At 73.5% G+C, this 21,630-nt stretch carries 19 protein-coding genes and 1 pseudogene; 8 read left to right on the top strand and 12 right to left on the bottom strand.

The window, feature by feature from the left end:
- Nucleotides 1–27: 27 nt before the first annotated feature.
- The 3 genes from gndA to OG286_RS38110 form a co-directional block, all read right to left on the bottom strand.
- The gene (gndA, locus tag OG286_RS38120; protein WP_331741719.1) at nt 28–1,473 is read right to left on the bottom strand and encodes an NADP-dependent phosphogluconate dehydrogenase; all 1,446 of its coding nucleotides are present in this window, start codon (nt 1,471–1,473) and stop codon (nt 28–30) included.
- A 9-nt stretch (nt 1,474–1,482) separates the two neighbouring features.
- Nucleotides 1,483–1,743, bottom strand: coding sequence for a co-chaperone GroES (locus tag OG286_RS38115; protein WP_331741717.1), 261 nt, complete (start codon nt 1,741–1,743; stop codon nt 1,483–1,485).
- A gap of 558 nt (nt 1,744–2,301) precedes the next feature.
- Nucleotides 2,302–2,787: a hypothetical protein gene (locus OG286_RS38110; protein ID WP_331741714.1), complete on the bottom strand. Its 486-nt coding sequence runs from the start codon at nt 2,785–2,787 to the stop codon at nt 2,302–2,304.
- 316 nt (nt 2,788–3,103) lie between these two features.
- Between OG286_RS38110 and OG286_RS38105 the strand changes: the two genes are divergently transcribed.
- Entirely contained in the window at nt 3,104–3,904 is an 801-nt protein-coding gene (locus OG286_RS38105) for a DUF4389 domain-containing protein (protein WP_331741711.1), read from the top strand.
- Nucleotides 3,905–4,038: 134 nt separating this feature from the next.
- Here the strand turns inward: OG286_RS38105 and OG286_RS38100 are convergent, their stop codons facing one another.
- Complete coding sequence (locus OG286_RS38100; RefSeq protein WP_331741707.1) at nt 4,039–4,719, bottom strand: DUF6215 domain-containing protein; 681 nt, start codon at nt 4,717–4,719, stop codon at nt 4,039–4,041.
- A 177-nt stretch (nt 4,720–4,896) separates the two neighbouring features.
- Between OG286_RS38100 and OG286_RS38095 the strand changes: the two genes are divergently transcribed.
- Nucleotides 4,897–5,568, top strand: a complete 672-nt coding sequence (locus tag OG286_RS38095) for an HD domain-containing protein (protein ID WP_331741704.1) — start codon at nt 4,897–4,899, stop codon at nt 5,566–5,568.
- Nucleotides 5,569–5,587: 19 nt separating this feature from the next.
- Here the strand turns inward: OG286_RS38095 and OG286_RS38090 are convergent.
- The 3 genes from OG286_RS38090 to OG286_RS38080 all read right to left on the bottom strand — a co-directional run bounded on the left by OG286_RS38090 (nt 5,588) and on the right by OG286_RS38080 (nt 8,836).
- A protein-coding gene (locus OG286_RS38090; RefSeq protein ID WP_331742658.1) for an IS5 family transposase occupies nt 5,588–6,384 on the bottom strand; the annotation gives its coding sequence in 2 pieces (ribosomal slippage) (nt 5,588–6,048 and nt 6,048–6,384; 798 coding nt in all).
- Nucleotides 6,385–6,549: 165 nt separating this feature from the next.
- A complete protein-coding gene (locus OG286_RS38085; protein WP_331741701.1) occupies nt 6,550–7,785 on the bottom strand; it encodes a styrene monooxygenase/indole monooxygenase family protein in 1,236 nt (411 codons plus the stop codon).
- Between the two features lie 106 nt (nt 7,786–7,891).
- On the bottom strand, nt 7,892–8,836 hold the full coding sequence (locus OG286_RS38080; RefSeq protein WP_331741698.1) for an EamA family transporter: 945 nt from the start codon (nt 8,834–8,836) through the stop codon (nt 7,892–7,894).
- 69 nt (nt 8,837–8,905) lie between these two features.
- Between OG286_RS38080 and OG286_RS38075 the strand changes: the two genes are divergently transcribed.
- A complete protein-coding gene (locus OG286_RS38075; protein WP_331741696.1) occupies nt 8,906–9,784 on the top strand; it encodes a LysR substrate-binding domain-containing protein in 879 nt (292 codons plus the stop codon).
- A 1-nt stretch (nt 9,785) separates the two neighbouring features.
- Here OG286_RS38075 and OG286_RS38070 read toward each other — a convergent pair whose 3' ends face one another.
- The gene (locus OG286_RS38070; protein WP_331741694.1) at nt 9,786–11,159 is read right to left on the bottom strand and encodes a tetratricopeptide repeat protein; all 1,374 of its coding nucleotides are present in this window, start codon (nt 11,157–11,159) and stop codon (nt 9,786–9,788) included.
- A gap of 200 nt (nt 11,160–11,359) precedes the next feature.
- Between OG286_RS38070 and OG286_RS38065 the strand changes: the two genes are divergently transcribed.
- The 3 genes from OG286_RS38065 to OG286_RS38055 all read left to right on the top strand — a co-directional run bounded on the left by OG286_RS38065 (nt 11,360) and on the right by OG286_RS38055 (nt 15,556).
- On the top strand, nt 11,360–12,661 hold the full coding sequence (locus OG286_RS38065) for a M64 family metallopeptidase (protein ID WP_396325874.1): 1,302 nt from the start codon (nt 11,360–11,362) through the stop codon (nt 12,659–12,661).
- Nucleotides 12,662–12,862: 201 nt separating this feature from the next.
- On the top strand, nt 12,863–14,647 hold the full coding sequence (locus OG286_RS38060; protein ID WP_331741688.1) for a hypothetical protein: 1,785 nt from the start codon (nt 12,863–12,865) through the stop codon (nt 14,645–14,647).
- A gap of 324 nt (nt 14,648–14,971) precedes the next feature.
- Complete coding sequence (locus OG286_RS38055) at nt 14,972–15,556, top strand: DinB family protein (protein ID WP_331741685.1); 585 nt, start codon at nt 14,972–14,974, stop codon at nt 15,554–15,556.
- Between the two features lie 202 nt (nt 15,557–15,758).
- On the opposite strand, the gene OG286_RS38050 is transcribed toward OG286_RS38055, so the two are convergent.
- Nucleotides 15,759–16,007: a tetratricopeptide repeat protein gene (locus tag OG286_RS38050; RefSeq protein WP_405366120.1), complete on the bottom strand. Its 249-nt coding sequence runs from the start codon at nt 16,005–16,007 to the stop codon at nt 15,759–15,761.
- Nucleotides 16,008–16,054: 47 nt separating this feature from the next.
- A pseudogene (locus OG286_RS38045) lies at nt 16,055–16,330 on the bottom strand (tetratricopeptide repeat protein); the annotation flags it as partial.
- A 68-nt stretch (nt 16,331–16,398) separates the two neighbouring features.
- Here OG286_RS38045 and OG286_RS38040 point away from each other — a divergent pair.
- Together OG286_RS38040 and OG286_RS38035 are read left to right on the top strand one after the other, a co-directional pair.
- Nucleotides 16,399–17,160 carry an SOS response-associated peptidase gene (locus OG286_RS38040; RefSeq protein ID WP_331741682.1) on the top strand — a complete coding sequence of 254 codons (762 nt, stop codon included), beginning with the start codon at nt 16,399–16,401 and terminating at the stop codon, nt 17,158–17,160.
- Nucleotides 17,161–17,323: 163 nt separating this feature from the next.
- The gene (locus OG286_RS38035) at nt 17,324–18,118 is read left to right on the top strand and encodes an alpha/beta hydrolase (protein WP_331741678.1); all 795 of its coding nucleotides are present in this window, start codon (nt 17,324–17,326) and stop codon (nt 18,116–18,118) included.
- Nucleotides 18,119–18,131: 13 nt separating this feature from the next.
- On the opposite strand, the gene OG286_RS38030 is transcribed toward OG286_RS38035, so the two are convergent.
- Complete coding sequence (locus OG286_RS38030) at nt 18,132–20,366, bottom strand: HAD-IIB family hydrolase (protein WP_331741675.1); 2,235 nt, start codon at nt 20,364–20,366, stop codon at nt 18,132–18,134.
- Between the two features lie 255 nt (nt 20,367–20,621).
- Nucleotides 20,622–21,581: a carbohydrate kinase family protein gene (locus OG286_RS38025; RefSeq protein ID WP_396325878.1), complete on the bottom strand. Its 960-nt coding sequence runs from the start codon at nt 21,579–21,581 to the stop codon at nt 20,622–20,624.
- Nucleotides 21,582–21,630: the final 49 nt, after the last annotated feature.

Below are 21,630 nucleotides of genomic sequence, written 5' to 3'. Positions count from 1 at the left end.
GGCCGTGGCACGCGTCAGGAGGCCCGGTCAGCGCTTCTCCTCCGGGCGGTCCGCCTCCTCCCAGCGGGTGTGGAAGACCCCGTCGCGGTCGACCCGCCGGTAGGTGTGCGCGCCGAAGAAGTCCCGCTGCCCCTGGATCAGGGCGGCCGGCAGCCGCTCCGCCCGCAGGCTGTCGTAGTACGCGAGCGCGGTTGCGAAGCCCGGCGCCGGCACTCCCAGCTGCGCCGCCGTCGAGACCACCCGCCGCCAGGCCGACTGCGCGGACCCGAGCGCCTCCCTGAAGTGGGCGTCGGTCAGCAGGGTGGGCAGCTCCCGGTCCTCGTCGTACGCGGCCTTGATCCGGTTGAGGAACCGGGCCCTGATGATGCACCCGCCGCGCCAGATGGCGGCCATCGCGCCCGGGTCGATCTGCCAGGAGTACTCCGCGCTGCCCGCCTGGATCTGGTTGAAGCCCTGGGCGTACGCGACCATCTTGGAGGCGTACAGGGCCTGCTCGACGTCCTCGGCGAAGCGGTCGGAGGCCGCGCTGTCGAGCCAGGTCTCGGTCGGTCCCGGCAGGCCGCGGCCCGCCTCGCGCAGGGGCACGCCGCCGGACAGCGAGCGGGCGAAGACCGCCTCCGCGATGCCGCCGACGGGGACACCGAGCTCCAGCGCGGTCTGGACCGTCCAGCGTCCGGTGCCCTTCTGCTCGGCCCGGTCCAGCACGGCGTCGACGAAGGGCCGCCCGGTCTCCGGGTCGGTGTGGGCGAGGATGTCCGCGGTGATCTCGATCAGGTAGGACTCCAGCCGCCCGCCGTTCCAGGTGCGGAACACCTCGGCGATCTGGGCCGGCTGCATGCCCGCGGCGTGGCGCAGCAGGTCGTACGCCTCGGCGATCAGCTGCATGTCCGCGTACTCGATGCCGTTGTGGACCATCTTGACGAAGTGGCCGGCACCGTCCGGTCCGACGTGCGTGCAGCAGGGCCTGCCGTCGACCTGGGCCGCGATGTTCTCCAACAGCGGCCCCAGCAACCGGTACGCCTCCGCCGTGCCGCCCGGCATGATGCTGGGCCCCTCCAGCGCGCCCTGCTCACCGCCGGAGATGCCGCTGCCGACGAAGTGCAGCCCGCGCTCGCGCAGGGCGGACTCCCGCCGTCGGGTGTCGAGGAAATGGGCGTTCCCGCCGTCCACCAGCACGTCGCCCTCGTCGAGCAGCGGGACGAGCTCGTCGATGACCGCGTCGGTCGGATCACCCGCCTTGACCATGATGACGATCATGCGTGGGCGTTCGATCGCCGCGACGAAAGCCTCCGGCGACGCGGCCGGGACGAACTCGCCTTCGTGGCCGAACTCCTCCAGCAGGGCGTCGGTCCTGGCCTGCGTGCGGTTGTGCACGGCGACACGGTAGCCGTGGCGGGCGAAGTTCCTGGCCAGGTTGCGGCCCATCACGGCCAGTCCGGTGACGCCGATCCGGGCCTTCGGCTGCTCGGTCATGAGGCTCTCCTACTCGGCGGACAGCGAGAGGACCTCGTCCTCGGGGACCTCCAGGTACGTCTCCCCCTCGACCTCGATCTCCGAGCCGGAGAACGTGGCGAAGACGATCCGGTCGCCGACCTTGACGTCCACCGGGTGCGGCTTGCCGCTCTCCAGGGGCCGGCCGGGTCCCACCGCCACCACCTCGCCCTTACGGGTGTCGGCGTCCGCGGCGGGTTCCCCGATCGGCCTGACGACCAGACGATCGTGCTCCGGATGGAAGTCGGGCATGGGGTGCTCCTCTGAACTGGGCGGTACGGATGCAAGCAGGGGGACCGGCGGTACCGGGGCGACGGGGGCGCGGACGAAGCGGTCCACATTCGATTCTGCCGGGGTTCCCGGATCCTGCACGGTATGACCACAGGCCTTCGCCCTCATGGAGTCGGGGCCCCCGGCTGCCCGCCGCGCCTCACCCGCCGAAGTGCGGCTCCGCGGGATCGTGCGGTGGCGCGCCCGGGCCCGACGCTCCACCGCCCCGGCCTCACCCGAACAGCGGAGCGACTCGGCGCCGGGGGAGCTGCTGCGCCGAGGGGCTGGAGCCGGGTGCGCAGGATGAAGAACTCGTTGGCTTGCGGGCCGGCCGGTGCGTAGCACCGCCGCAACACCGGAACGGCCAGGAACGCGGCCCGGGCCGCAGCCCGGTTCTCCTCGGTCCGGATCTCGCCGGTCCGGATCTCGTCGGCCCGGATCTCGTCGGCCCGGTCGGCGAGGAAGACATCGACTGCGGCGAGACGACGACGGCGTCCCAGCGCGGGCTCACCGGTCGCCGCCCAGCTACGGGGTCTCGGCTCAGCTGCCGTAGCCGGGCGCGGTGGCGCCCGGCGGGGTGCCGTGGAAGGTGCGCCACATCAGCCCCTGGTCGTGGGCGCGGGCCGAGGAGGGCAGTTCGCCGGGCCAGGCTCCCACGTACCAGAGGTGGATGAGCCCGTGTTCGTCCCGGGCGCGGCGGGCCAGCACGGTGCGGTGGTGTTCGTGGGCCATGCCGGTGGCGCGCAGCTCGGTCTCGTCGAAGCCGGTCAGCTCGGCGGAGATCCGCAGGAAGGCGGCGAAGTCGGCGAGGTCGTCGTGGTCCGCCTCGTAGTCGGCGAAGTCACCGTCGAGGTGGTCCTGGTGGGCGTCGTACGCGTCGTCGCGGTCGTTGCGGCCGCCATGACGGCGGTCGTCGTGGCTGCGGCCATCGTGGCTGCGGCCACCGTGGTCAGGGCCGTTGTCGTGGTGGCCGTTGTCGTGGTGGCCGTTGTCGTGGTGGTGGTCGTCGTGGTCGTTGGCTGGCAACCGGGCACCCCCGCACGTGAGCGCTGCATGGCCGAGGCATGACACATCGGCGGCAGGGACTGCCGCCTTCGGGTGATCCTGCCCCCCGGGGTCCCGCCGGAAGGCGCATTGCCCGAAACTGCTCTCCCCTGGGCGCTCTCCGACCGTCCGATGACCTTGTGCGATCAATCCGGAGGCCGGACCTGCCCGCCTCGGTCGCGTCCTCCGATCCCCCGCCCGGCGCAGCGCAACGCGCGGGGAGGGCGGTCGGCTGCGATCTTCGGAGCACACGGCGGGTTCACCGTCGTCCGCCTGGCGTCGAGACCTGGAGGCCCGGATGTCGCAGGCTCCCCCCGCCCCCGCACCGTCCACGAACGAGTGGCTGCCGGTGCTGGACATGCCCGCGCCGGGGTCTCAGAACCGGCTCACCGTGCTGGTGCGCCTCATCCTGCTGATCCCCCAGTTCGTGGTGGTCTGGGTGCTGTCGGTGGTGGCGTTCTTCGTCGCGGTGATCGGCTGGTTCGGCGCGCTGGTGCTGGGCCGGCTGCCGGTCTTCGCCGCCGACTACCTGTCCGGCTACGTGCCGTACGAGACACGGGTCAACGCCTACCTGCTGCTGACCCACGACCGCTATCCGCCGTTCGCGTTCCGCACCCCCGACCACCCCGTCCAGGTCGAGTTGCGGCCCGGTGAGCTCAACCGGCTCGCGGTGTTCTTCCGGATCGTGCTGGCCATCCCCGCGATGATCATCCAGAGCGTGATCTATACCGGGTGGTGGACGGTCGCGCTCATCAGCTGGGTGGTGGTGCTGGTCCTCGGCCGGATGCCCCAGGCTCTGTTCGAGGCGACGGCGGCGATCCTGCGCTACCGGATGCGGTACACGGCGTACCTTCTGATGCTCACGTCCGCCTACCCGAAGTACCTGTTCGGCGACGAGCCGGGCTCGGTGCCCGGCGGCCCGGTCTCGGCGACCCGCCCTCTGGTGCTGGGCGGCGGCGGGCGAGGGCTGCTGATCGCGTTCATCGTGCTCGGGGTGCTCTCCTGGGGCGCCGGCTCGATCACCACGACGCTCACCTCGGACGACGACGACACCAAGCACGTCACCGGGCCCCTGCTGCCCGGCCCGCTCGCCCGCTGACGCGAGTGCCCGCGCGCCCCCGGGACCGGGTCCCGGGGGCTTCGTCATGCGCCGGGGCACCAAGGGCCGGCCCGGGGCACGAACGGCCGCGCCGACTCCGGATCTTCCCGCTCGGCGCCGAGGAGCGCGGGGGCCTACGGTCCCGCGACCCAGGTCGGCAGGGTCGGCAGGACCTGCGAGGCGATCCGGAACAGGGCCGTCTCGTCCGGGGGCGTGCTGTCCTGGCGCCAGATGGCGAGTTCGAAGGACCCACCGCCGGACGTGGGGGCCTTGGCGACGACGAGGTGGCGGGCGATGCCGCCGGGCCCCGTGCTGGACTTGCCGTTGAAATTGAGGGTGATCGCCATCGTGTGGTCCGCGTAGGTCGCCGAGGGGTGGCCGAGGACGGAGGTCGCCAGGGCCGGCGGGCTCGTGAAGGCTGCGATGTCCTTGACCGAGAGGTCCTGGTTGTCCGTGATGCGGACGTAGACGGAGCCGAGCTGCACCTGCGCCGATGCGTCGAACTTCTTCGTCCCGTCCGGGAAGCTGAACGGTCCGCCGCCGGACTGCGCGACCGAGACGCGCTGGGTCGGCGTGCCGAGCAGCGTCGGCAGATCGGGGCGGTTGAGCGCGGCACAGAGCGCCGGATACTCGGGCGCGTCCGTCGGCCGGGGTGCGTTGCACGTGGCCGGCTTGTCGCTGTGCGGCGTGGCGTCGCCGAGGACGCCCAGCCCCCACAGGCCGCCGAGGGTTCCCCCGATCAGCAGCAGTGCCGTCACCACCTGGGCGGCCGTACCCTTCGTGTCCTTGTCGGCCACCACGGAACCGTCGGTCATCTGCTCGTCCCCACCCCGTCCCCCAGCAACGCACGCCCCGATGGGCTGCGTGATCTTAGAAGTCATCTCATTTGGCCTTGGTAGCCTGCGAGGTGTGATCATCACGGAATGCTTGGCGCCCGTCGGGTTACGGGAGCAGAACTGTCCCCGGCCACGCCCGAACAAGCGAGCCACCTTGTGAACAACGAGTACGGCGAGCTGGCCTTCCCGGCAACTGAACTTGCGCGCGACACACTCCGACATGCTCAGGCTCTGGTCCCAGCCGCGATCTTCAATCACAGCCTGCGCACCTACCTCTATGGACGCCTTCTCGGTGAGCGGCGTGGTCTGCAGCCGGACCGCGACTACGATGACGAACTGCTCTTCCTGGGATGCGTCCTGCACGACTGTGGGCTCAGTACCGAGGGCAACGGTGACCAGCGGTTCGAGCTGGACGGTGCTGACCTGGCGGTCAGCTTTCTGACCGAGCAGGGAGTATCACCGGACCGAATGGAAGTTGTGTGGGACGCGATCGCACTACACATGGACCGTGAGATTGCCGTGCGGAAGCGGCCGGAGATTGCGCTGGTCGCCCTCGGTGCGGGCTTCGATCTGGGCGGTGGCCCGAGTGCCCTCCCGGACGGCTACGCGGAACGCGTCCACCGCGTGCTGCCCCGTCTGCACGCGGCGGCGGTTCTCCACGACAGCATTGTCGGCCAGGCACTGGGTAAGCCGCACAAGGCACCGCTCTTCACGATGTCGGGCGAGCTCGTCCGTCAGGTGACTGGCCGCATCTGGCCGACCTGGAGAGAGCTTGCCCGATCCTCAGGATGGAGCGACTACGACGACTATCGCCCTGATTCGCCGTAGCATGCCCCGAGATGGCTTCTCATCTGCAGAGTCTGCGGTGGCAGATGAGGGCTGCGGCGATGCTGGCGAAGGCCGCGAAGTGGTCGGCCTTGCGTTCGTAGCGGCGGTGGAGCCGACAGAAGCCGCCGAGCCAGGCGACAGTGCGCTCGATCACCCATCGGTGCCGACCGAGGCGCTGGGAGGACTCGACGCCTCGGCGGGCGATGCGGGCCGGGATCTGCCGACGGCGCAGGTAGGAACGGATGAAACGGTGGTCGTAGGCTTTATCGCCGTGCAGCTTGCCGGGCCTGCGCCGCCGCGGGCCACGCTGTGAGCGGATCGGCGGGATGGCGTCGACGAGCGGGACCAGGGCCTGGCTGTCGTGGACGTTGGCCCCTGAGATCGCAAGCGACAGGGGCAGACCGGTACGTTCGGTGAGCAGATGGATCTTCGACCCGTACTTGCCCCGATCGACAGGATTCGGACCCGTCAGCTCCCCCTTTTCAGGGCCCTCATGTTGACCGAGTCAACCGCGCACCGTGACCATTCCAGCTCACCCTTGGAACCGAGTTCGTCCAGGAGGACCCGGTGGAGCTTTGCCCACACCCGGGCCCTGCTCCACTCGCTGAAGCGGCGATGGGCCGTCGGCCCGGACGAGCCGAAACAGGGCGGCAACTGGGCCCACGTGCACCCGGACGTCGCGACGAAAACGATCGCCGCCAACACCTCCCTGTCCCCGTAGCGGCGCCGGCCACCACCCTGAGGCCGAGTCGGCGCCTCCGGCACCACCAACTGGAACAGCTCCCACAACTCGTCCGGGACGAGACGCTCCACGATCGTCACACCGGCAGCCTACTTTGCCATCCAAATGAGATGTCCTCTTAGCCGATGGGCGGCCTGCCGGTCGTGGCGTGGCCACCCCTGCGCAGCGACCCGCTCGGCCGACCCACCAAGCCGACCCACCAAGCCGCGCCGCTCAGCCGCGCCGCTCGGCCGACCCGCTCAGCCGACCGTGCCGAGGTAGGCCGAGGTCAGCTCGGGGGTGGCGAGCCAGGCGGCGTAGTCGCTCGGCTCGGCGTAGGTGTCGGCGAGGCGGCGGGCGACGGACTCGTGCTGGGCGGCGGCGGCGAAGACGGTCTGCAGGTGGTCCGGAACGGCGAGCATCGTGGTGGTGAAGTCGACGGTGTGGCGGGCATGTTGCTGCCAGAACCGCTCGAAGGTGTCGCTCATCCAGGCGGGCGTGAACGGGGCCTCGCCGTGTGCCGTGATCGCCCGCAGGTAGGCGTCGGCGGCCCGGGCGGCGCTGTTCGCGCCCTGGCCGGTGATCGGGTCGTTCACCACCAGCGCGTCGCCGATGCCGAGGACGTGGACCTCCTCGGCGCCGCCGCCGAGCCGGGCAACGGGCCGGCGGACGGTCGGTGTCACCGCGCCGAAGAGCCCGGCACCCGCGTCGGTCGGCTCGGCGCCGGTCCACAGCTCCGCCTCCCACGGGAGGTGGGCGCGCAGGAGGCCGCGGATGCGTTCCAGTTGCTCGGCGGGGCCGGGGCGATCGGTGAAGCCGTCCAGCGGGCCGCCGGGCAGCGCCTCCCAGAGCAGGATCTCGCACGGGCCCGAGAGGGTCAGCGCCGGCTGCAGGTACAGCTCGCCCGCGCCGGGGAGGGCGTGCATCCGCGCCCGCGGTTCGGACGCCGGGTCGGGCGAGCCGACACCGTGCACGTACAGGCAGGACAGCGACCGCTGCGGTGTGTCGTGGCACGAGCGGGCGGCGTCCCGCTCGAAGAGGGCGGCGAGCGGGCCCCGCCCGGCCGCCACCACCGTCAACTCGTGCCGCTCGGCCAGTTGTTGCAGGCCGGCGACATCCAGCGAGCGGTATTCCACCCGGCCGCCTCGCTCCGTGAACAGCTCCAGCCAGTGCGCCAGCTTCAGCCGCTGGTCCACCGACTGGGCCGGCTCGTCCAGCGTCATCGTGAAGTCGAGGGCCCGGACGCCGGGCGGCACCGCGAGCACCGAGGCGACCGACCTGACCGCCGGCGCCTCCCCGGCCCAGTGGTCCAGCCCGGCCGACCGTTCGATCCGCAGCGCCGGGCCGAACATCGCCTGCGTCGACAGCACCGGGCCGCCGCGCAGCTGGTCCGGCGTCCGCTCGGCCACCAGCGTCACCCGGTACCCGGCGGCGAGCAGTCCGAGCCCGAGCTGCAGACCCGCCTGGCCCGCTCCCACAACGGCGATGCGACGCATGGCTTCCTCCCCGACGCGCGAGATCTGATGGTAGGTCGGCCCGGCCCGGCGGCAAAGGCGGCCGGTCCGGCAGCAACGGTGGCAAGGTCCGCCGCGGGACATCGGCTCAGCGCCGTCCCGTGCGGATCGCTCCCGCGCTCGCCGTGACCACCAGGGCGATCGCGGCGCACTGCGGCAACGACATCCCCTGGTCCAGCACCAGGTAGCCGGACAGCGCGGCCAGGGCCGGCGACAGGCTGGTCAGCACGGCGAACGTTGCCGCGGGCAGCCGTCGCAGGGCGAGCAGCTCCAGGGTGTAGGGCACGCCCGAGCTCATCACCGCGATCACCAGGCCGAGGCCGAGCAGCTGCGGCTCCAGCAGCGTCCGGCCCGCTGCCCCGATCCCGAGCGGCAGGCTGACCAGCGCGGCGACGGCCATCGCGATCGCCAGCCCGTCCAGCCGCGGGAAGCGGGCGCCCGCACGGGCGTTGAGCACGATGTACGCGGCCCACATCGCCCCGGCGCCCAGGGCGAAGGCCGGGCCCGCGAGGTCCAGCCCGCCGAAGCCGCCGCGGCCCAGCAGGCAGACCCCGGCCAACGCGAGGCCGGCCCAGAGCAGGCCGGCGGCGCTGCGCGAGACGGCCACCGAGAGCAGCAGCGGGCCGAGTACCTCGAAGCTGACCGCCGCGCCCAGCGGGATCCGGTCGATCGCCTGGTAGAAGAGGATGTTCATGCCGCCGAGCGCCAGGCCGAACCCGCCCGCCACCGCCCAGTCGGCGCGCGCATGGCCGCGCAGCCGGGGCCGGGCGACGACCAGCAACAGCAGGGCGGCGAAGGTCACCCGCAGCGCGACCGCGCCGAGCGCCCCGGCCCGGGGGAACAGTAGCGCGGCGAAGGCCGACCCGAACTGGACGGACACCACCCCGGCCAGCATCAGACCGACGCCGCCGAGACTGCCGCGCCCTGCGGCGTGCCGAAGGACGGCCAAGGGCGCGGCCGTCGACGCGGGGGAGGTCCGCGGCGCGGAGGAGGATTGCGGCGCGGAGGAGGTCCGCAGTGTGGAGGAGGTCATGCCCTTCACGCTAGGAATCCCGCCACGCCGTGTGAAATGCCGAATCCGCCGCGGTTATGCTCCTGACGCATGACCATCGAGCTGCGGCACCTGCGCGCCTTCCTGGCCATCGCCGAGGAGGGCAACGTCACCCGCGCCGCCGCCCGCCTCCACCTGAGCCAGCCCGCACTCTCCCGCACGCTGCGCCAGCTGGAGGAGCACCTGGGCGCCCGCCTCGTCGACCGCTCCACCCACCACCTGGGGCTGACCGCCGAGGGCCACACCTTCCGCGACAAGGCCCGCGCCGCCGTCGCCGCCGTCGAGACCGCCCTCGACCCCGGCGGCCTGAGGAGTTGGCCGCTGCGCCTGGGCCACACCTGGGCGGCGCTCGGCGTCCACACCGTCCCGTTGCTGCGCCGCTGGGACGAGACGCACCCCGCCGTACCGCTGGAGCTGCTCCGCGTCGACGACCGCACGGCCGGCCTCACCCAGGGCAGGGTCGACGCGGCCCTGCTGCGCGGGGCCGTCACCGCGGCCGGGCTCCGCGCCGAACTGCTGCTGACGGAGGAGCGCGTGGTGGTCATGCCGGCCGACAGCCCGCTGGCCGCTCTCCCCCGGATCACCCTGGCGGACCTCGCGGCCCACCCCGTCGCCCTCAACACCGTCTCCGGCACCACGACGACGGACCTCTGGCCGCCGACGGCCCGGCCCGTCGCGACCATCGAGGTGGCCAACACCGACGAGTGGCTCATCGCCATCGCCGCGGGCCGCGCCGTGGGGGTCTCCACCTCGGCCACCCCCGGCAACCACACACACCCGTCGCTGGTCTACCGCCCGCTCGCGGACGCGCCGGCCGTTCCCGTCGTCCTCGCCTGGCGCGAGGGACCGGGACACCCGGCCGTCGCGGACCTGGTGGCGCTCGCCCACCGCGTCGTCGCAGCCGCCCAGGGGCCGTCCGGCACAGCGTGAACTACCGCTCCGGCGCGAGGCGGGCGGGTGCCGGGATCGGTGGGCCGGCGGGGGCCGGGCCCAGGGTGGTGGTGCCCGGGGCGGCACGGTGGCCGAGGCCGGTCCGGTAGACGTCCAGGGCCTGTTCGATCCGGCCGGTGCGGCGCAGCAGGTCGCCGAGGAGGCGGCAGAGGTCCGCGAGGTCGCCCGCCGCTCCGGCGCGTTCCAGGACGGCGAGGGCGGTGACGTAGTGCTCCTCCGCGGCATCCGGTTCGTCCCGGTCCTCGGCGATGAGTCCGAGCAGGCGGTGCGCGCCGGCGGTGTGGACGGCCCCGCGTTCCGGGCCGATCCGGTCGAGGAGGCTGCGGAGCAACTCCCCGGCCTGCTCGTGCCGGCCGCTACGGCGCAGGACGTCCGCGAGTTCGACGTCCACCTGGTGGATGAACAGCTCCGCGTGGCGGGCGGCCAGCATGGTGCGGGCGGCGCGCAGTTCGCGTTCCGCCGCCGGGAGGTCGCCGGCCTGGGCGTGGACGTAGCCGCGCATCCAGTGGCACTTGGCGAGGTCGGAGGTGAGGCGCAACCGCTGGTAGAGCTCCTGGGCCTTGGCGAGGGAGGCTTCGGCCTCGGCGGCGCGGCCGTCGGCGATCAGGGTGCGGGCCACGTTGCGGTGCAGCCCGGCGACCAGTGCGGGGTCGGTGGCGCCGGGGGCGAGGGCGAGGGCGAGTTCGGCGGCCTGGGCGGCGCGGGCGTGCGCGCCCATGTCCATGTACGGCCCGATGGCGGCGGAGTACAGCAGGAGCAGCGCGTCGGGGTCGTGCAGTCCGCTCCGGTTGAGCTGGTCGATGGCCGTCTCCAGCAGGTAGCAGGCGTACCGCAGTTCGCCGGCCAGCAGGTGGGCCACGGCCCGGCCGCGGATCGCGGCGGCGCGGCGGGGCAGCGGTTCACCGGCCAGGAGGCGCTCCGCCTCCTCGAAGCGGTCCCGGGCCTCGTCGAGGCGACCGGTCTCCAGCGCGCAGTCGCCGAGGCCGAGCAGGGCGGCGGGCCGGACGGCGTCGATGTCGTGCCGGGCGGCGCGGTCCAGGACGGCGGTGAAGCGCCGGGCCGCCTCGGTGGTGTCGCCGTCCGCCAGGGTGCTCTGGGCTTCCGTGAGCGCGAGTTTCAGTTCGGGCACCAGGTGGGCGGGCCGGCCGGTGGCGAGCTCGTCGAAGGTGACGCCGAGGCGTTCGGCGAGGTGGCGCAGAGCCGCCTCGGAGGGCTGGACCCGGCCGGCTTCGACGGTGGAGACGTAGGCGGCGGTGTAGGCCGGCTCGGCGAGCGCGCGCTGGGTCAGCCGCCGTTCCCGGCGCAGCCGTTGGATGCGCGGCCCGAGTCCGTCCGGTTCGCTCCCCGCGGTCATGGCCGCTCCCTTCCGTCGGATGCCCGCTGTTCCCGCCCGGCCCATTGTGGTGGACGCGAGGGTGTCCTAGATTAACTCATCAATTAAGTCTGATTAACCATCGACTTACGTTCCTTGCCCGCACCTTACGCCCCATCACCACCCCCGGAGGTCCCCCCGTGCGTCCCGGCAGACTCCCCAGCACCGCCCTCACCGGTGTCATGACCCTGGCAGCCATCTGCTGCTGGTCCCTCCCCGCCCTGGCCGCGACGGCCGACGAGGCGTCCCCCACCCGCCCCGTCGCCGCCGGCACGGCACACCCGGGCGCCGGCCACCAGGTCGAGGCCTTCGCCGAGGACGGCCGCATCAGCCGCGCCCAGGTGCCGGCCGCCTCCCCGTACACCGCCCCGCAGTCACTCGCCGGACCGGCCGCGGGCGACGGCACCGTCAGCCAGATCGTCCGCAACGGAGGCACCGACACCAAGCTCGACGTGGTGGTGGTCGGCGACGGCTACACGGCCGCCGAACAGGAGAAGTTCCTCGCGGACGCCGCCGAGAAGTGGCGGGAGATCACCGCCGTCGAGCCCTACACGACCTACCGCGCGCTCTTCAACGTCTGGGCCGTGCAGGCGGTCTCCGCCGAATCGGGCGTCACCGGCGACCCGGACCGCGCCACCGTTCGGCAGACGGCCCTCGGCTCCTACTTCTGGTGCGACGGCGTCGAGCGGCTGCTCTGCGTCGACACCGACGCCGTCGACCGCTACGCCGCCAAGGCCCCGCAGGCGGACCTCGTCCTCGTCGTCGCCAACAGTGCCAAGTACGGCGGCGCCGGCTACAACGACGTCGTCTCCCCGCTCGGCTACTCCGGCATCGCCACCGTCGCCGGCGGAAACGAACGCTCCGGGCAGGTCGCCGTGCACGAGACCGGCCACTCCCTGGGCAAGCTGGCCGACGAGTACTCCTACGACGGCCAGGGCACCTACCAGGGCGAGGAGCCCGCCGAGTCCAACATCACCACGCTGACCGCCGATCAGCTGCGCCGCGACCGCGCCAAGTGGTACCGCTGGCTCGGCCAGGCCTCGCCCGACGGCGGCACCGTCGGCGCGTACGAGGGCGGCGGCTACTACCCCGCCGGCCTCTACCGGCCCACCGAGAACTCGATCATGCGATCGCTCGGCCGCGAGTTCAACCTCCCCGGCCGCGAAGCCATGATCGCCGGCTTCTACCGCTACGCCACCACCCTCTCCAGCCCCACCCCGGCCGCCACCGTCCTCACCCCGGCCGACCGGCTCACCGTCGACCTCCCCGCCCCCGGCACCCGCCTGCGCTGGTACCTCGACGGCCGCGAGGTCACGGCCCTGCGCGACCGCGCGGCGATCGACGTCTCGGACCTCCGCCTCACCGGCCCCAAGCGCCTGCACCACCGGCTCACCGCCGTCGCGACGGACCCGACCTCAGCCGTCGCCGACCCGCAGCTGCGGCGCTCGCTCACCGACGCGCTCTCCTGGGACGTCACGCGCTGACGCACCCCCGCCGCGGCACGCGTGGCTCCCCCGCCCCCGGTGCCGCGGCAGCGGTCCCGGGGGCGGGGTGCCGGTGGCCGGTGGCCGATAGCCGGCGGCAACCCCGCTCGGCAGGCCGTGGCAGAGTAGGTCCGGGGCGGCTCGTGGCAGAACGGGCGCGCCGGGCCAGGGGCGGTCCGAGGCGGCATCACGGGGGCGGACATGGCGGTCTGGTGGTCGAACGACGGGGCCGCGAGCTGGCGTGCCGCACAGGCGGTGACACTGCTCGGGTGGATGGCGTCCCTGATGCCGCCCCACCTGCGCGGCCCCGCACTCGCGGAGCTCGGTGGCGCCGAGCGCATCGCCGCCACGGCCGAGGAGCTGGCGGGCCCGTACGCCCGCCCGGCCCGGCGGGCGGCCGGGCCGCCCGCCGCCGACGCCGGCGATCCCGTCGACCGGCTGCGCGCGGCCCGCACGGTGCTCGCCTGCGACGCGGTGCTCGCCGCCGCACCGCCCGACTGGCCCGCCCTGGCCGCCGCGCACGACCGCCGGCCGTTCGGACGCGACCAGCGGCGGGCGCTGATCGCGCGTCCGGACTGCCCCGACCGGTTCACCGCAACGCTGCTCACTCCCTGGGACTCACGGGTGGCCAACCGGCTGGTGGCCCGTCAGCAAGAGCTGCCCGACTGGGCCTGGCGGCCCGGGCTGGCCCGGATCGGCGAACTGCGGCCGTCCCTGCTGCGCCACGTACTGGCCGGGACCACCGCGGCCGAACTGCTCCACGGCACCCCGCGCCTCGACCTGCTGGTCCGGGTCGTCGACGCCTACGACCACAACCACCACCGGCAGGTGCAGGGCTTCTGGGACGCCGTCGGCACCGCGCTGCGGGCGGGGATCGGCGCCGACCCGCAGGTCTGGCGCACCGCCGCGACCCGCCTGCCCGGCTACCGCGGCAGCCTGCGCGCCCTGCTCGCGAGCCTCGCCCGCCGGCAGGCACGGGCCGACGACTCCGGACTCCCCGACCTGCGGGTACTGGTGCTGGCCCCGCCGGAGACCCTGGCCGCGCTGGTCGCGGAGCTCTCCGACGCCGAGCTGGCCCGGGCGGCCGAACACCCGCTGCGGCGGCTCCGGGCCCGGGAGCACTTCGCCCGCACCGTCGTCGACCGGCTCCGGGAGGCGGGCGTCCCACCGCGGGCGCTGTTCGCCCGCTGGGCCTACGGCGCCCGCGGGCGCGCCCGCGGGACGCAGGCCTGGCTGCACGGGCTGGACGGGCTACTCGACCGGTACCTCGACGGCGTGGCCCTGACCGACCTCGAACTACGGCGTCTGCTGGCGGACCGCCGGCCGCCGCGGCCGCCCGCCGAGGACCTGGTGACCGAGCTTCGGCGGTGCGACGGGGCCGTCGAGGCACAGGCGGTGGTGGACAGCACGTGCGGCCCCACCGGCAGCCCGCAGTGGACCGAACTGGTCCGCGCCCACGAGGCGGCGCCCCTGCCCGAGCAGGTCCTGTGCGTGCTCGCGACCCGCGCCGGCTTCCCCGACTCCCTGGCCCGCGCACTGCCGCCCGGCCGGCTGTTCGACCTGATCGCCCACGGACCGGCAACCGCCCGGGCGGCACTGGCGAGCCTGGCGGGCACCTCGCTCGCGCTCGACCGGATCGACACCGTCCGCAGGCTTCGCGTGCTCGACGACCGGGCGGCACTCGACGCCGTCCGGCCCGCCCGGGAGGCCCTGCACTACGGCTACCGCAGACGTCACTCGGCCCCGCAAGTCAGCGACCCCTGGGTGGCGCTCTGCACCGCGCTTCTGGAGCAGGCCGCCACCGGAGCGGGCCCGGGGTTCTGGCGCGAACTGGCCGATCGCCTGGCCGACTTCGACGACTCCCTTCCCGAACTCCTCGCCGACACGCGCCGCCGGGGCACCGTCCCGCAGGTCGCGGTCGGAGGTGGACGACCAGGACGGCGGGTGACCGGCCTCGGGGAACATCGGCACAGCGGTCATCGGTGATATTGATCATGGTCCGGGCGGTACGAGCGTGGTGACGCGATTCTCGTACTCGCGGCGGGCCTTGCGCTGAGCCGGGACCGCCGGGGCGCCCTGGCTGCCGTCGAGCGACCGGCAGAGGGTGAGGAGCCGGTGGTGCCGATAGCCATGGATCTTGCGCGGGCGATGGTTGGGCTCGTGGGCGACGGCGCCCGCTCTTCACCCCGAGGCAGTGCCGTCCGTGAGCGTGAACAACGGCGGCCATGGCCAGACCGCGGCTCTGCCAGTCGTTCCGGACCATGTACGGGATCTTGAGTCCACGAGCAGCCCATGGCAGGCTCATGCCGCATGATCGATGAATTCGCGAAAGACAACCTGCAGGGGAGACTGCGGCGGGACCGCAAGGCGCTGCTCTGGAAACTCGACGGCTTGTCCGAATACGACGCCCGCCGGCCTTTGACAGCGACCGGGACCAACCTCCTCGGCCTGGTCAAACACGTGGCCAGCGTCGAGGCCAGGTACTTCGGCGAGGTCTTCGACCGCCCTTCCCCGGAACCGCTGCCCCGGTGGCAGGACTCCAACGGCAGCGATCTGTGGGCGACCGAGGACGAGACCCGCGATCAGATCATCGGGTTCTACCGGCGCACATGGGAACACTCGGACGCGACGATCAACGAGCTTCCCCTCGACGCCCCCGGCCACGTGCCGTGGTGGCCGGAACCTTATGCCGACACGAACCTCTTCGCCATCATGGTCCATGTCCTCGGCGAGTCCATCCGTCATGCCGGGCACGCCGATATTCTGCGCGAGGGCCTCGACGGCCGGACCGGGTTGCGCGCCGAACTCGAGAAGCAGATCGACGAGGAAGCCCGTGCAGCCTACTGCGCGAAGATCGAGCAGGCCGCCAGGGCTGCCGCATCAATCAAGGCTTAGTTGGACACACCAGGCAGCCTGACATCAGCTCCCCCGCCGGCGCTTGCGATTTCCGAGCACCCCGGCCACCTGATACGCCCGCGTCACCCGATGTGGGCGTTCAGTCCACGCCTTCGTCGTCCTCGTCCAGCTCGGGCGCGTCCGGGTCGCGCAGCGGGCGCAGGGCGCCGGCGGCCGGGGTCGAGGCGGTGAAGGAGCTACATCAGTGGGAAGTCGAGCCCCCGACGAAGAAAAGAACCCCTGGCCGCAGGGTCAGGTACTCCGCGGAGGTTCCGGGAACTCGCGGGATGTCGCATAGACCGGCCCCCTCAGCCCAGGCCGCCGATGAGCTCGTGTGCTCGTCCCCGAACAGGCCGCGACGGATGCCGAGGATCCTCCGCAGGTCGGTCTCCGCCTCGTCGACCCGGCCCAGTTGCCCGACCGTCCAGGCCAGGCGGTTTCGGCTGGCCAGGGTGGCCGGGTGGTCGTGCCGAAGACGGCGGCCCGTCCGTCGCAGGCGGTGCGGAACATCGACTCGGCCTCGTCCCAGCGCTTCGCGCGCGCGGCCACCCGGCCGAGGGCGTGGTAGGTGTCCAGCGTGTCCGGGTGCCAGGCTCCGGGGGCGCTCTCCGGGGCGGCCAGGACGGAGCGCAGGGCGGCCCCGGCCTCCTCGTAGCGCCCAGATCGGCCACGATGCGGGCGAGTTCGCCCTCGGTCCGCAGCGTTTCCCGTGCCTCGGCGCCGAGGTGCCCCGTCCCGGCGCTGCCCGGGACGGGGACAGCCCAGGGTCCGCACCGGCCGCGACACGGTGTCCCGGCCGAAATGGCCCGCCACGGCGGCCGGACGGTGGCAGAGTTGCGGGTATGTGCGGCCGATTCGTCTCCACCTCGACCCCCCAGGACCTCGTCGAACTGTTCGGGGTCACCCGATGGACGCCGGTCGAGTCCCTGGCGCCGAGTTGGAACGTGGCGCCCACGGACACGGTGTGGACGGTGCTGGAGCGGGTGGACCGCGAGACGGGTGAACTCGCCCGCGGGCTCCGCCCGGTGCGCTGGGGGCTCGTCCCCTCCTGGGCGAAGGACCCGGGCGGCGGGGCGCGGATGATCAACGCCAGGGCCGAGACGGTGCACGAGAAGCCGGCGTTCCGGTCCGCGTTCGCCAAGCGCCGCTGCGTGATCCCGGCCGACGGCTACTACGAGTGGGTCCCGGTGCCCGCCGGGGACGGCCGCAAGGCGTTCAAGCAGCCGTACTTCCTCCACCCCCGCGAGGGCGGGCCGCTGGTGATGGCGGGGCTCTACGAGTTCTGGCGCGACCGCGAGCGCCCCGAGGACGACCCGGCGGCCTGGCTCACCACCGCGACCATCATCACCACCGACGCCACCGACGCCGCGGGCCGCGTCCACGACCGGATGCCGCTCACCATCGCGCCGGCCGACCTGGACGCCTGGCTCGACCCGGAGCACACCGACCCGGCCGGGCTGCGGCAGCTGCTGCACACCCCGGCCGGCGACGAACTCGCGGTGCGGGCGGTCTCCACCGCGGTCAACAGCGTCCGCAACAACGGGGCGGCGCTGCTGGACGCGGTGGCGGACCCGGTGGGGCACGGCGACGAGGACGCCAGGTGACCGGGTGGCCCGGGGGCGTCCCGGCGGTCAGGATGAAGGGGACGCCGCCGTTCCGGTAGCGCCGGCGGCCCGCCCTTCCGGGTCCCGGTCTGTCCGGGTCCCGGTCGCGTGCCGGACGGCCGCCCGGCACGCGGAGGCCCGGCACGCGGAGGAAGGACACCCGATGGACGTTGCGTGGGACCAGCTCGTCTCGGGGCCGGCCGACGCGCCGCAGACCGCACTGCTCCTCCCCGGCGGGCTGAATACCGCCCGGTCGTACGCCGAACTGATGACCGCGCCCGCGCTCGCCCGGACCCGGCTGGTCTCCGTGACCATGCCGGGGCACAGCGGGACGGCGACTCCCGAGGACTTCGGCATCGGCACCCTGGCCCGGCTCGCCGGCCGGCTGGCAGAGGAGCAGGCCTGCGACGTGGTCGTGGGGTTCAGCATGGGGGCGAGCGTCGCGCTGGAGATGCTGGCGACCGGCGCGTTCACCGGGCCCGCGGTGATGCTCGGCATCAGCCTGTCGCCCGGGACGAACCCCTGTTCTTCCCGGGCCGTCTGCCGCCTCGGCGGCGTCCTCGGCCCGCTCCCCTCCGCCGCCCTGCTGAAGCTCATGGGCCCGGCCTCCAGGGGCATGCGCGTACCGCCCGAGCGCCGCGCCGAGCTGCTCGCCGACCTTCGCCGCAACGATCCGCACGTGATGCGCGGGATCCTCCGCGGCTACCTCGACCATCTCGGCGCGCACGGGGATCCGGCCGCGCGCCTCTGCGGTGCGGGGGTACCGGTCTGGGTCGTGCACGCCGAGAAGGGCGACGGCGGGCTCACCGCCGACGAGCGGCGCACGCTGGAGGCCTGCCCGCATGCCACCGTGGTCACCATCCCCGGCACCAGCTTCTTCCTCCCCAACGAGGAGCCGAGGCGGATCGCGGCGATCGTCGCCGCGGCGCTGGCGGCCGCCGCTCCCGGCCGGCGCTGAGCCCGGCCCGCCGTCACCGGGCACCGACAGCCGTGGTTCCGGAGCCGTCCCGGGAGGTGCCCGGGGACGCCCCCGGGGCCGCACCCTGGGAGTCGTCGCCACGGATGGCCGCGGTGATCTCGGCGGCCCAGTCGGCGGGGTGGTGGTCGCCGAGCAGGTCGGCGAGGCGTTCCGCCCGGAGGCGCCGCTCCTCGGGCCCGAGGGTCAGGGCCCGGTGGAGGGTGTCGACCAGGTCGGCGGGTGAGCGGGGGTCGGTGAGCAGGGCCGCGCTGCCGAGCTGGGCGGCGGCGCCGGCGTGGCGGGAGAGCACCAGGACGCCGGAGCGGCCGACGGCCCGCTGCGCGGCGATGAACTCCTTCGCGGTGAGGTTCATCCCGTCCTGGAGGGAGGTCACCCAGAACACGTCCGCCTCCAGGTAGTGGTCGATCACCTCGGTGAAGGGCAGGCTCTGCGGCAGGTACTCGACGGGCTGCCAACCGACCGTGCCCCACCTGTCGTTGACCTCGGCGATCCGGCGCTCCAACGTCTGCCGGGTCACGTCGTAGGAGGTGATGCCGGGCTCCGGGGGCGGACAGACCAGCCGGAACCGCAACCGTCCGCGCAACTCGGGGCGACGCGCGAGCACGGCCGCCACCGCCTCGACCTTCTCCACGGGGGCCTTGGCGTAGTCGAGGCGTTCGACGGAGAGCACCAGCGGACCACCGCCCGCTCCGCCCCGCGGCGACCGTGTACGCCCACCGAGACGGGACCGGGCCGCCGAGGCGATGGCCTCGCGGTCGATGCCGAGCGGATGCACGCCGACCCGGGGCGTACCCGGCGCTCCGGCGAGGGCCCGGCGGAACTGCTCGGCGAAGGTCTCGGTGTGGAACCCGGCCCAGTCCAGGCAGCTCAGCGAGGTACGGATCTCGGCGGCGGTGGGCAGGGCCGCGAAGACCTCCGGTGCCGGAAAGGGGGTGTGGTGGAAGAGGCCGATCCGCAGGTCGGGGCGGAGCGGGCGGAGCCGGCCGGGGACGAGCCAGAGGTTGTAGTCGTGCAGCCAGACGGTGGCGCCCGGTGCGGCGCGGGCGGCGATGTGGTCGGCGAAGCGCGCGTTCACCGCGCGGTAACGGGCCCAGGCGTCCGGGTCGAACCGCAGCCGCCGGGGCTGCGACATCAGGACCGGCCAGAGTGTCTCCTTGCAGGCCCGGTGGAAGTAGGCGGCCCAGTCGTCGGCACTCAGCGGCACGAAGGAGAGCGGCAGCCCGGTGTCGTGCCCCTGCAGCCTGCCGGGGCGGGCATGCGGACCGAGAACGGCGGCGGTGGCCCAGAGAGCCTGCGGGTTGGCCTCGAACAGGCGGCACAGGGTGGGCAGGATGCCGTTGGGGCTGGCGGGCGGCCGCCAGCCACCGGGGGTCGGGTGGACCGGCGGGCGGTGGTAGCCGACCACGAGCGGGTAGTCGCGTTCCACCCAGCCGAGTTCCTGGAGGGCCTCCAGGATGCCGGCGGCTCCCGGCCGCTCGGGCCGGTGGACGGCGCCGCCCTCGGGGACGGCCGCGCGCAGGGCGGGTTCGGCGTTGCCGACGATCACGCCGTGCGCGCCGAGCCCGTACAGCGACAGGTCGTTGAGCGAGTCACCGGCGACGAGGACGGAGTCCATCGGCCAGCGCTGGTCGGCTGCCAGCGCCGCCAGGGCACCGCCCTTGCTCGCACCGGGTGGGAGCACGTCGAAGTACCGGTCCGCCGAGTACAGCCAGGTGCAGCCCAACGCCCGGACTGCGTCGGTGAGTTCCTGCGTCAGATCCTCAGGACGCAGATGGAACGAGCAGCGGCCGTCCTGGACAACCCCGCGCTGGTAGACCAGCCCCGGGAAGCGGCGTAACGCGGTGCGCACGCGTGCGGCCCCGGGCCAGCCGCCGCGCAGGCGACGTTGCAGGTCCGTGACCGGGGTCTGGTCGGTGCCGTCGATGACGCTCGCCCCCACGTCGGCGATGATCCAGCGCGGTCTGGGCACCAGTGGGTCCCGTAGAGCCTCGCGCACCGAGGAGATCCCCCGACCGGTCGCGAAGACCACGGTCACCTCCGGGTGCCGGGCCAGCGCGGCGTGCAGGCGGCGGCGGTCGGCCCGGTCGCCACCGAGCAGGGTGCCGTCCAGGTCGGTGACCAGGATCCTTGCAGGGTACCCGACTTGGCGCAGTGTGGTGGTCACCCGCCCGTCCGTGTGCCCGGTCGTGTGCGCGCCCCCGGGCTCGGCCGTCTCCGGTGCTGCCATGGTGGTACCCCCTCGCCGATCGCCACGTGGAGCTGCGCCCCGGCCGGTGGGCCGGGGCGCAGCTCAGATCAGGATCATCGGACGCTAACACGAACCCGTCACCGCGTGAATCGGGCATGACATGGTGGGCGACACACCCGATCACGAGCCGGTGGTGCGCTGTCGGGCGAGGAACTGCGCGCCAGGGCGTACGGCGGCGGTGCGGCCGGCGGCGGCGCAAGTCGCCGATGAGGGCGGGTCGGTGGTGACGACGGGTCAGTGGTGGGGAACGCGGGCGAGCCACTCCCGCAGACCGGCGGCGTCGGGGGCACGGCTGGAGCCCGGGCCGGTGGTCGCCACGGCACCGCAGGCCACGGCGGCGACCAGGCAGTCGGGGAGCTCCCGGCCCTCGAGGTGGGCGTGCACGAAGCCGGCGTCGAAGCAGTCGCCCGCCCCGGTGGTGTCCACGACGTCGACCGGGACGGCGGCGACGTCGTACCGCTTCCCGTCGCGGACGGCGCACGCCCCTTCGCCCCCACGCTTGACGACCACGGTGCGGACCAGCCCGGAGAGCACGCTCAGGGCGTCGTCGACCGTGCCGGTGGCGGTCAGGCGCAACGCCTCGTCGGCGTTGGGGGCGAACACGTCCACTTCGGCGAGCACCTCGCGCACGAGGGGTGTTTCGAGAGTGCCGGGCATGTCCTGACAGTCCATGAACACCTCCGTCCCGAGCTGACGGGCGACTCGCAGCGCAGCCAACACCTCTTCGCCGTACTGGAGTTGCGGCAGGATCAGCACCGCGGGGCGGTACTCGCGCAGCAGCGCGGCGAGCGGCCGGGCGTCGACCCGGTCCTGATAGCTGACCATGGCACGGTCGCCGGGGGACGACAGGGCCACCGTGACACTGCGCAGTGGGCCCGGGTGGTGACGGAAGCCGGTCTCGTCCAGCCCCTCGGCGCGGACGGCGGCCAGCACCTGCGCGCTGAACAGGTCGGTTCCGAAGTCGGTTGCCCAGACCACGTCATGGCCCAGCCGGTGCATCGCCATCGCCGGGGTGAACGCCCCGCCGGGCAGCAGGTCGACCGCCTCGGCGAAGACTTCCGTCCCGGGCCTGACCGGCCCGGCCAGCCCCCGGAAGACCAGATCGGCGAAGTAGGCGCCGACGACCAGCACCTCCCGCCCGCCCCGTAACGCGTCCGTCCCGTCCCACCGCGACCGGCTCCTGCCCTGCGCCATGTGCCACGTCACCTTCCCGCCATCGGCTGTCAACCGCCGATCCACATCT

Source organism: Kitasatospora sp. NBC_00039, assembly GCF_045160625.1.
In the GTDB taxonomy this organism is placed as follows: Bacteria; Actinomycetota; Actinomycetes; order Streptomycetales; family Streptomycetaceae; genus Kitasatospora.
The sequence above is the reverse complement of the archived record's forward strand: the minus strand, read 5'-3'. Positions and strand labels throughout refer to the sequence as shown.

Bases quoted from the DNA above. Each gene is read 5' to 3' on its own strand.
- OG286_RS38040 (WP_331741682.1), top strand. From the start codon at position 16,399: ATGTGCGGCCGATTCGTCTCCACCTCGACCCCCCAGGACCTCGTCGAA.
- OG286_RS38075 (WP_331741696.1), top strand. From the start codon at position 8,906: ATGACCATCGAGCTGCGGCACCTGCGCGCCTTCCTGGCCATCGCCGAG.
- OG286_RS38065 (WP_396325874.1), top strand. From the start codon at position 11,360: ATGACCCTGGCAGCCATCTGCTGCTGGTCCCTCCCCGCCCTGGCCGCG.
- OG286_RS38115 (WP_331741717.1), bottom strand. From the start codon at position 1,743: ATGCCCGACTTCCATCCGGAGCACGATCGTCTGGTCGTCAGGCCGATC.
- OG286_RS38035 (WP_331741678.1), top strand. From the start codon at position 17,324: ATGGACGTTGCGTGGGACCAGCTCGTCTCGGGGCCGGCCGACGCGCCG.
- OG286_RS38070 (WP_331741694.1), bottom strand. From the start codon at position 11,159: ATGACCGCGGGGAGCGAACCGGACGGACTCGGGCCGCGCATCCAACGG.
- OG286_RS38055 (WP_331741685.1), top strand. From the start codon at position 14,972: ATGATCGATGAATTCGCGAAAGACAACCTGCAGGGGAGACTGCGGCGG.
- OG286_RS38100 (WP_331741707.1), bottom strand. From the start codon at position 4,719: ATGACCGACGGTTCCGTGGTGGCCGACAAGGACACGAAGGGTACGGCC.
- OG286_RS38030 (WP_331741675.1), bottom strand. From the start codon at position 20,366: ATGGCAGCACCGGAGACGGCCGAGCCCGGGGGCGCGCACACGACCGGG.
- OG286_RS38060 (WP_331741688.1), top strand. From the start codon at position 12,863: ATGGCGGTCTGGTGGTCGAACGACGGGGCCGCGAGCTGGCGTGCCGCA.
- OG286_RS38085 (WP_331741701.1), bottom strand. From the start codon at position 7,785: ATGCGTCGCATCGCCGTTGTGGGAGCGGGCCAGGCGGGTCTGCAGCTC.
- gndA (WP_331741719.1), bottom strand. From the start codon at position 1,473: ATGACCGAGCAGCCGAAGGCCCGGATCGGCGTCACCGGACTGGCCGTG.
- OG286_RS38105 (WP_331741711.1), top strand. From the start codon at position 3,104: ATGTCGCAGGCTCCCCCCGCCCCCGCACCGTCCACGAACGAGTGGCTG.
- OG286_RS38080 (WP_331741698.1), bottom strand. From the start codon at position 8,836: ATGACCTCCTCCACACTGCGGACCTCCTCCGCGCCGCAATCCTCCTCC.
- OG286_RS38025 (WP_396325878.1), bottom strand. From the start codon at position 21,581: ATGGCGCAGGGCAGGAGCCGGTCGCGGTGGGACGGGACGGACGCGTTA.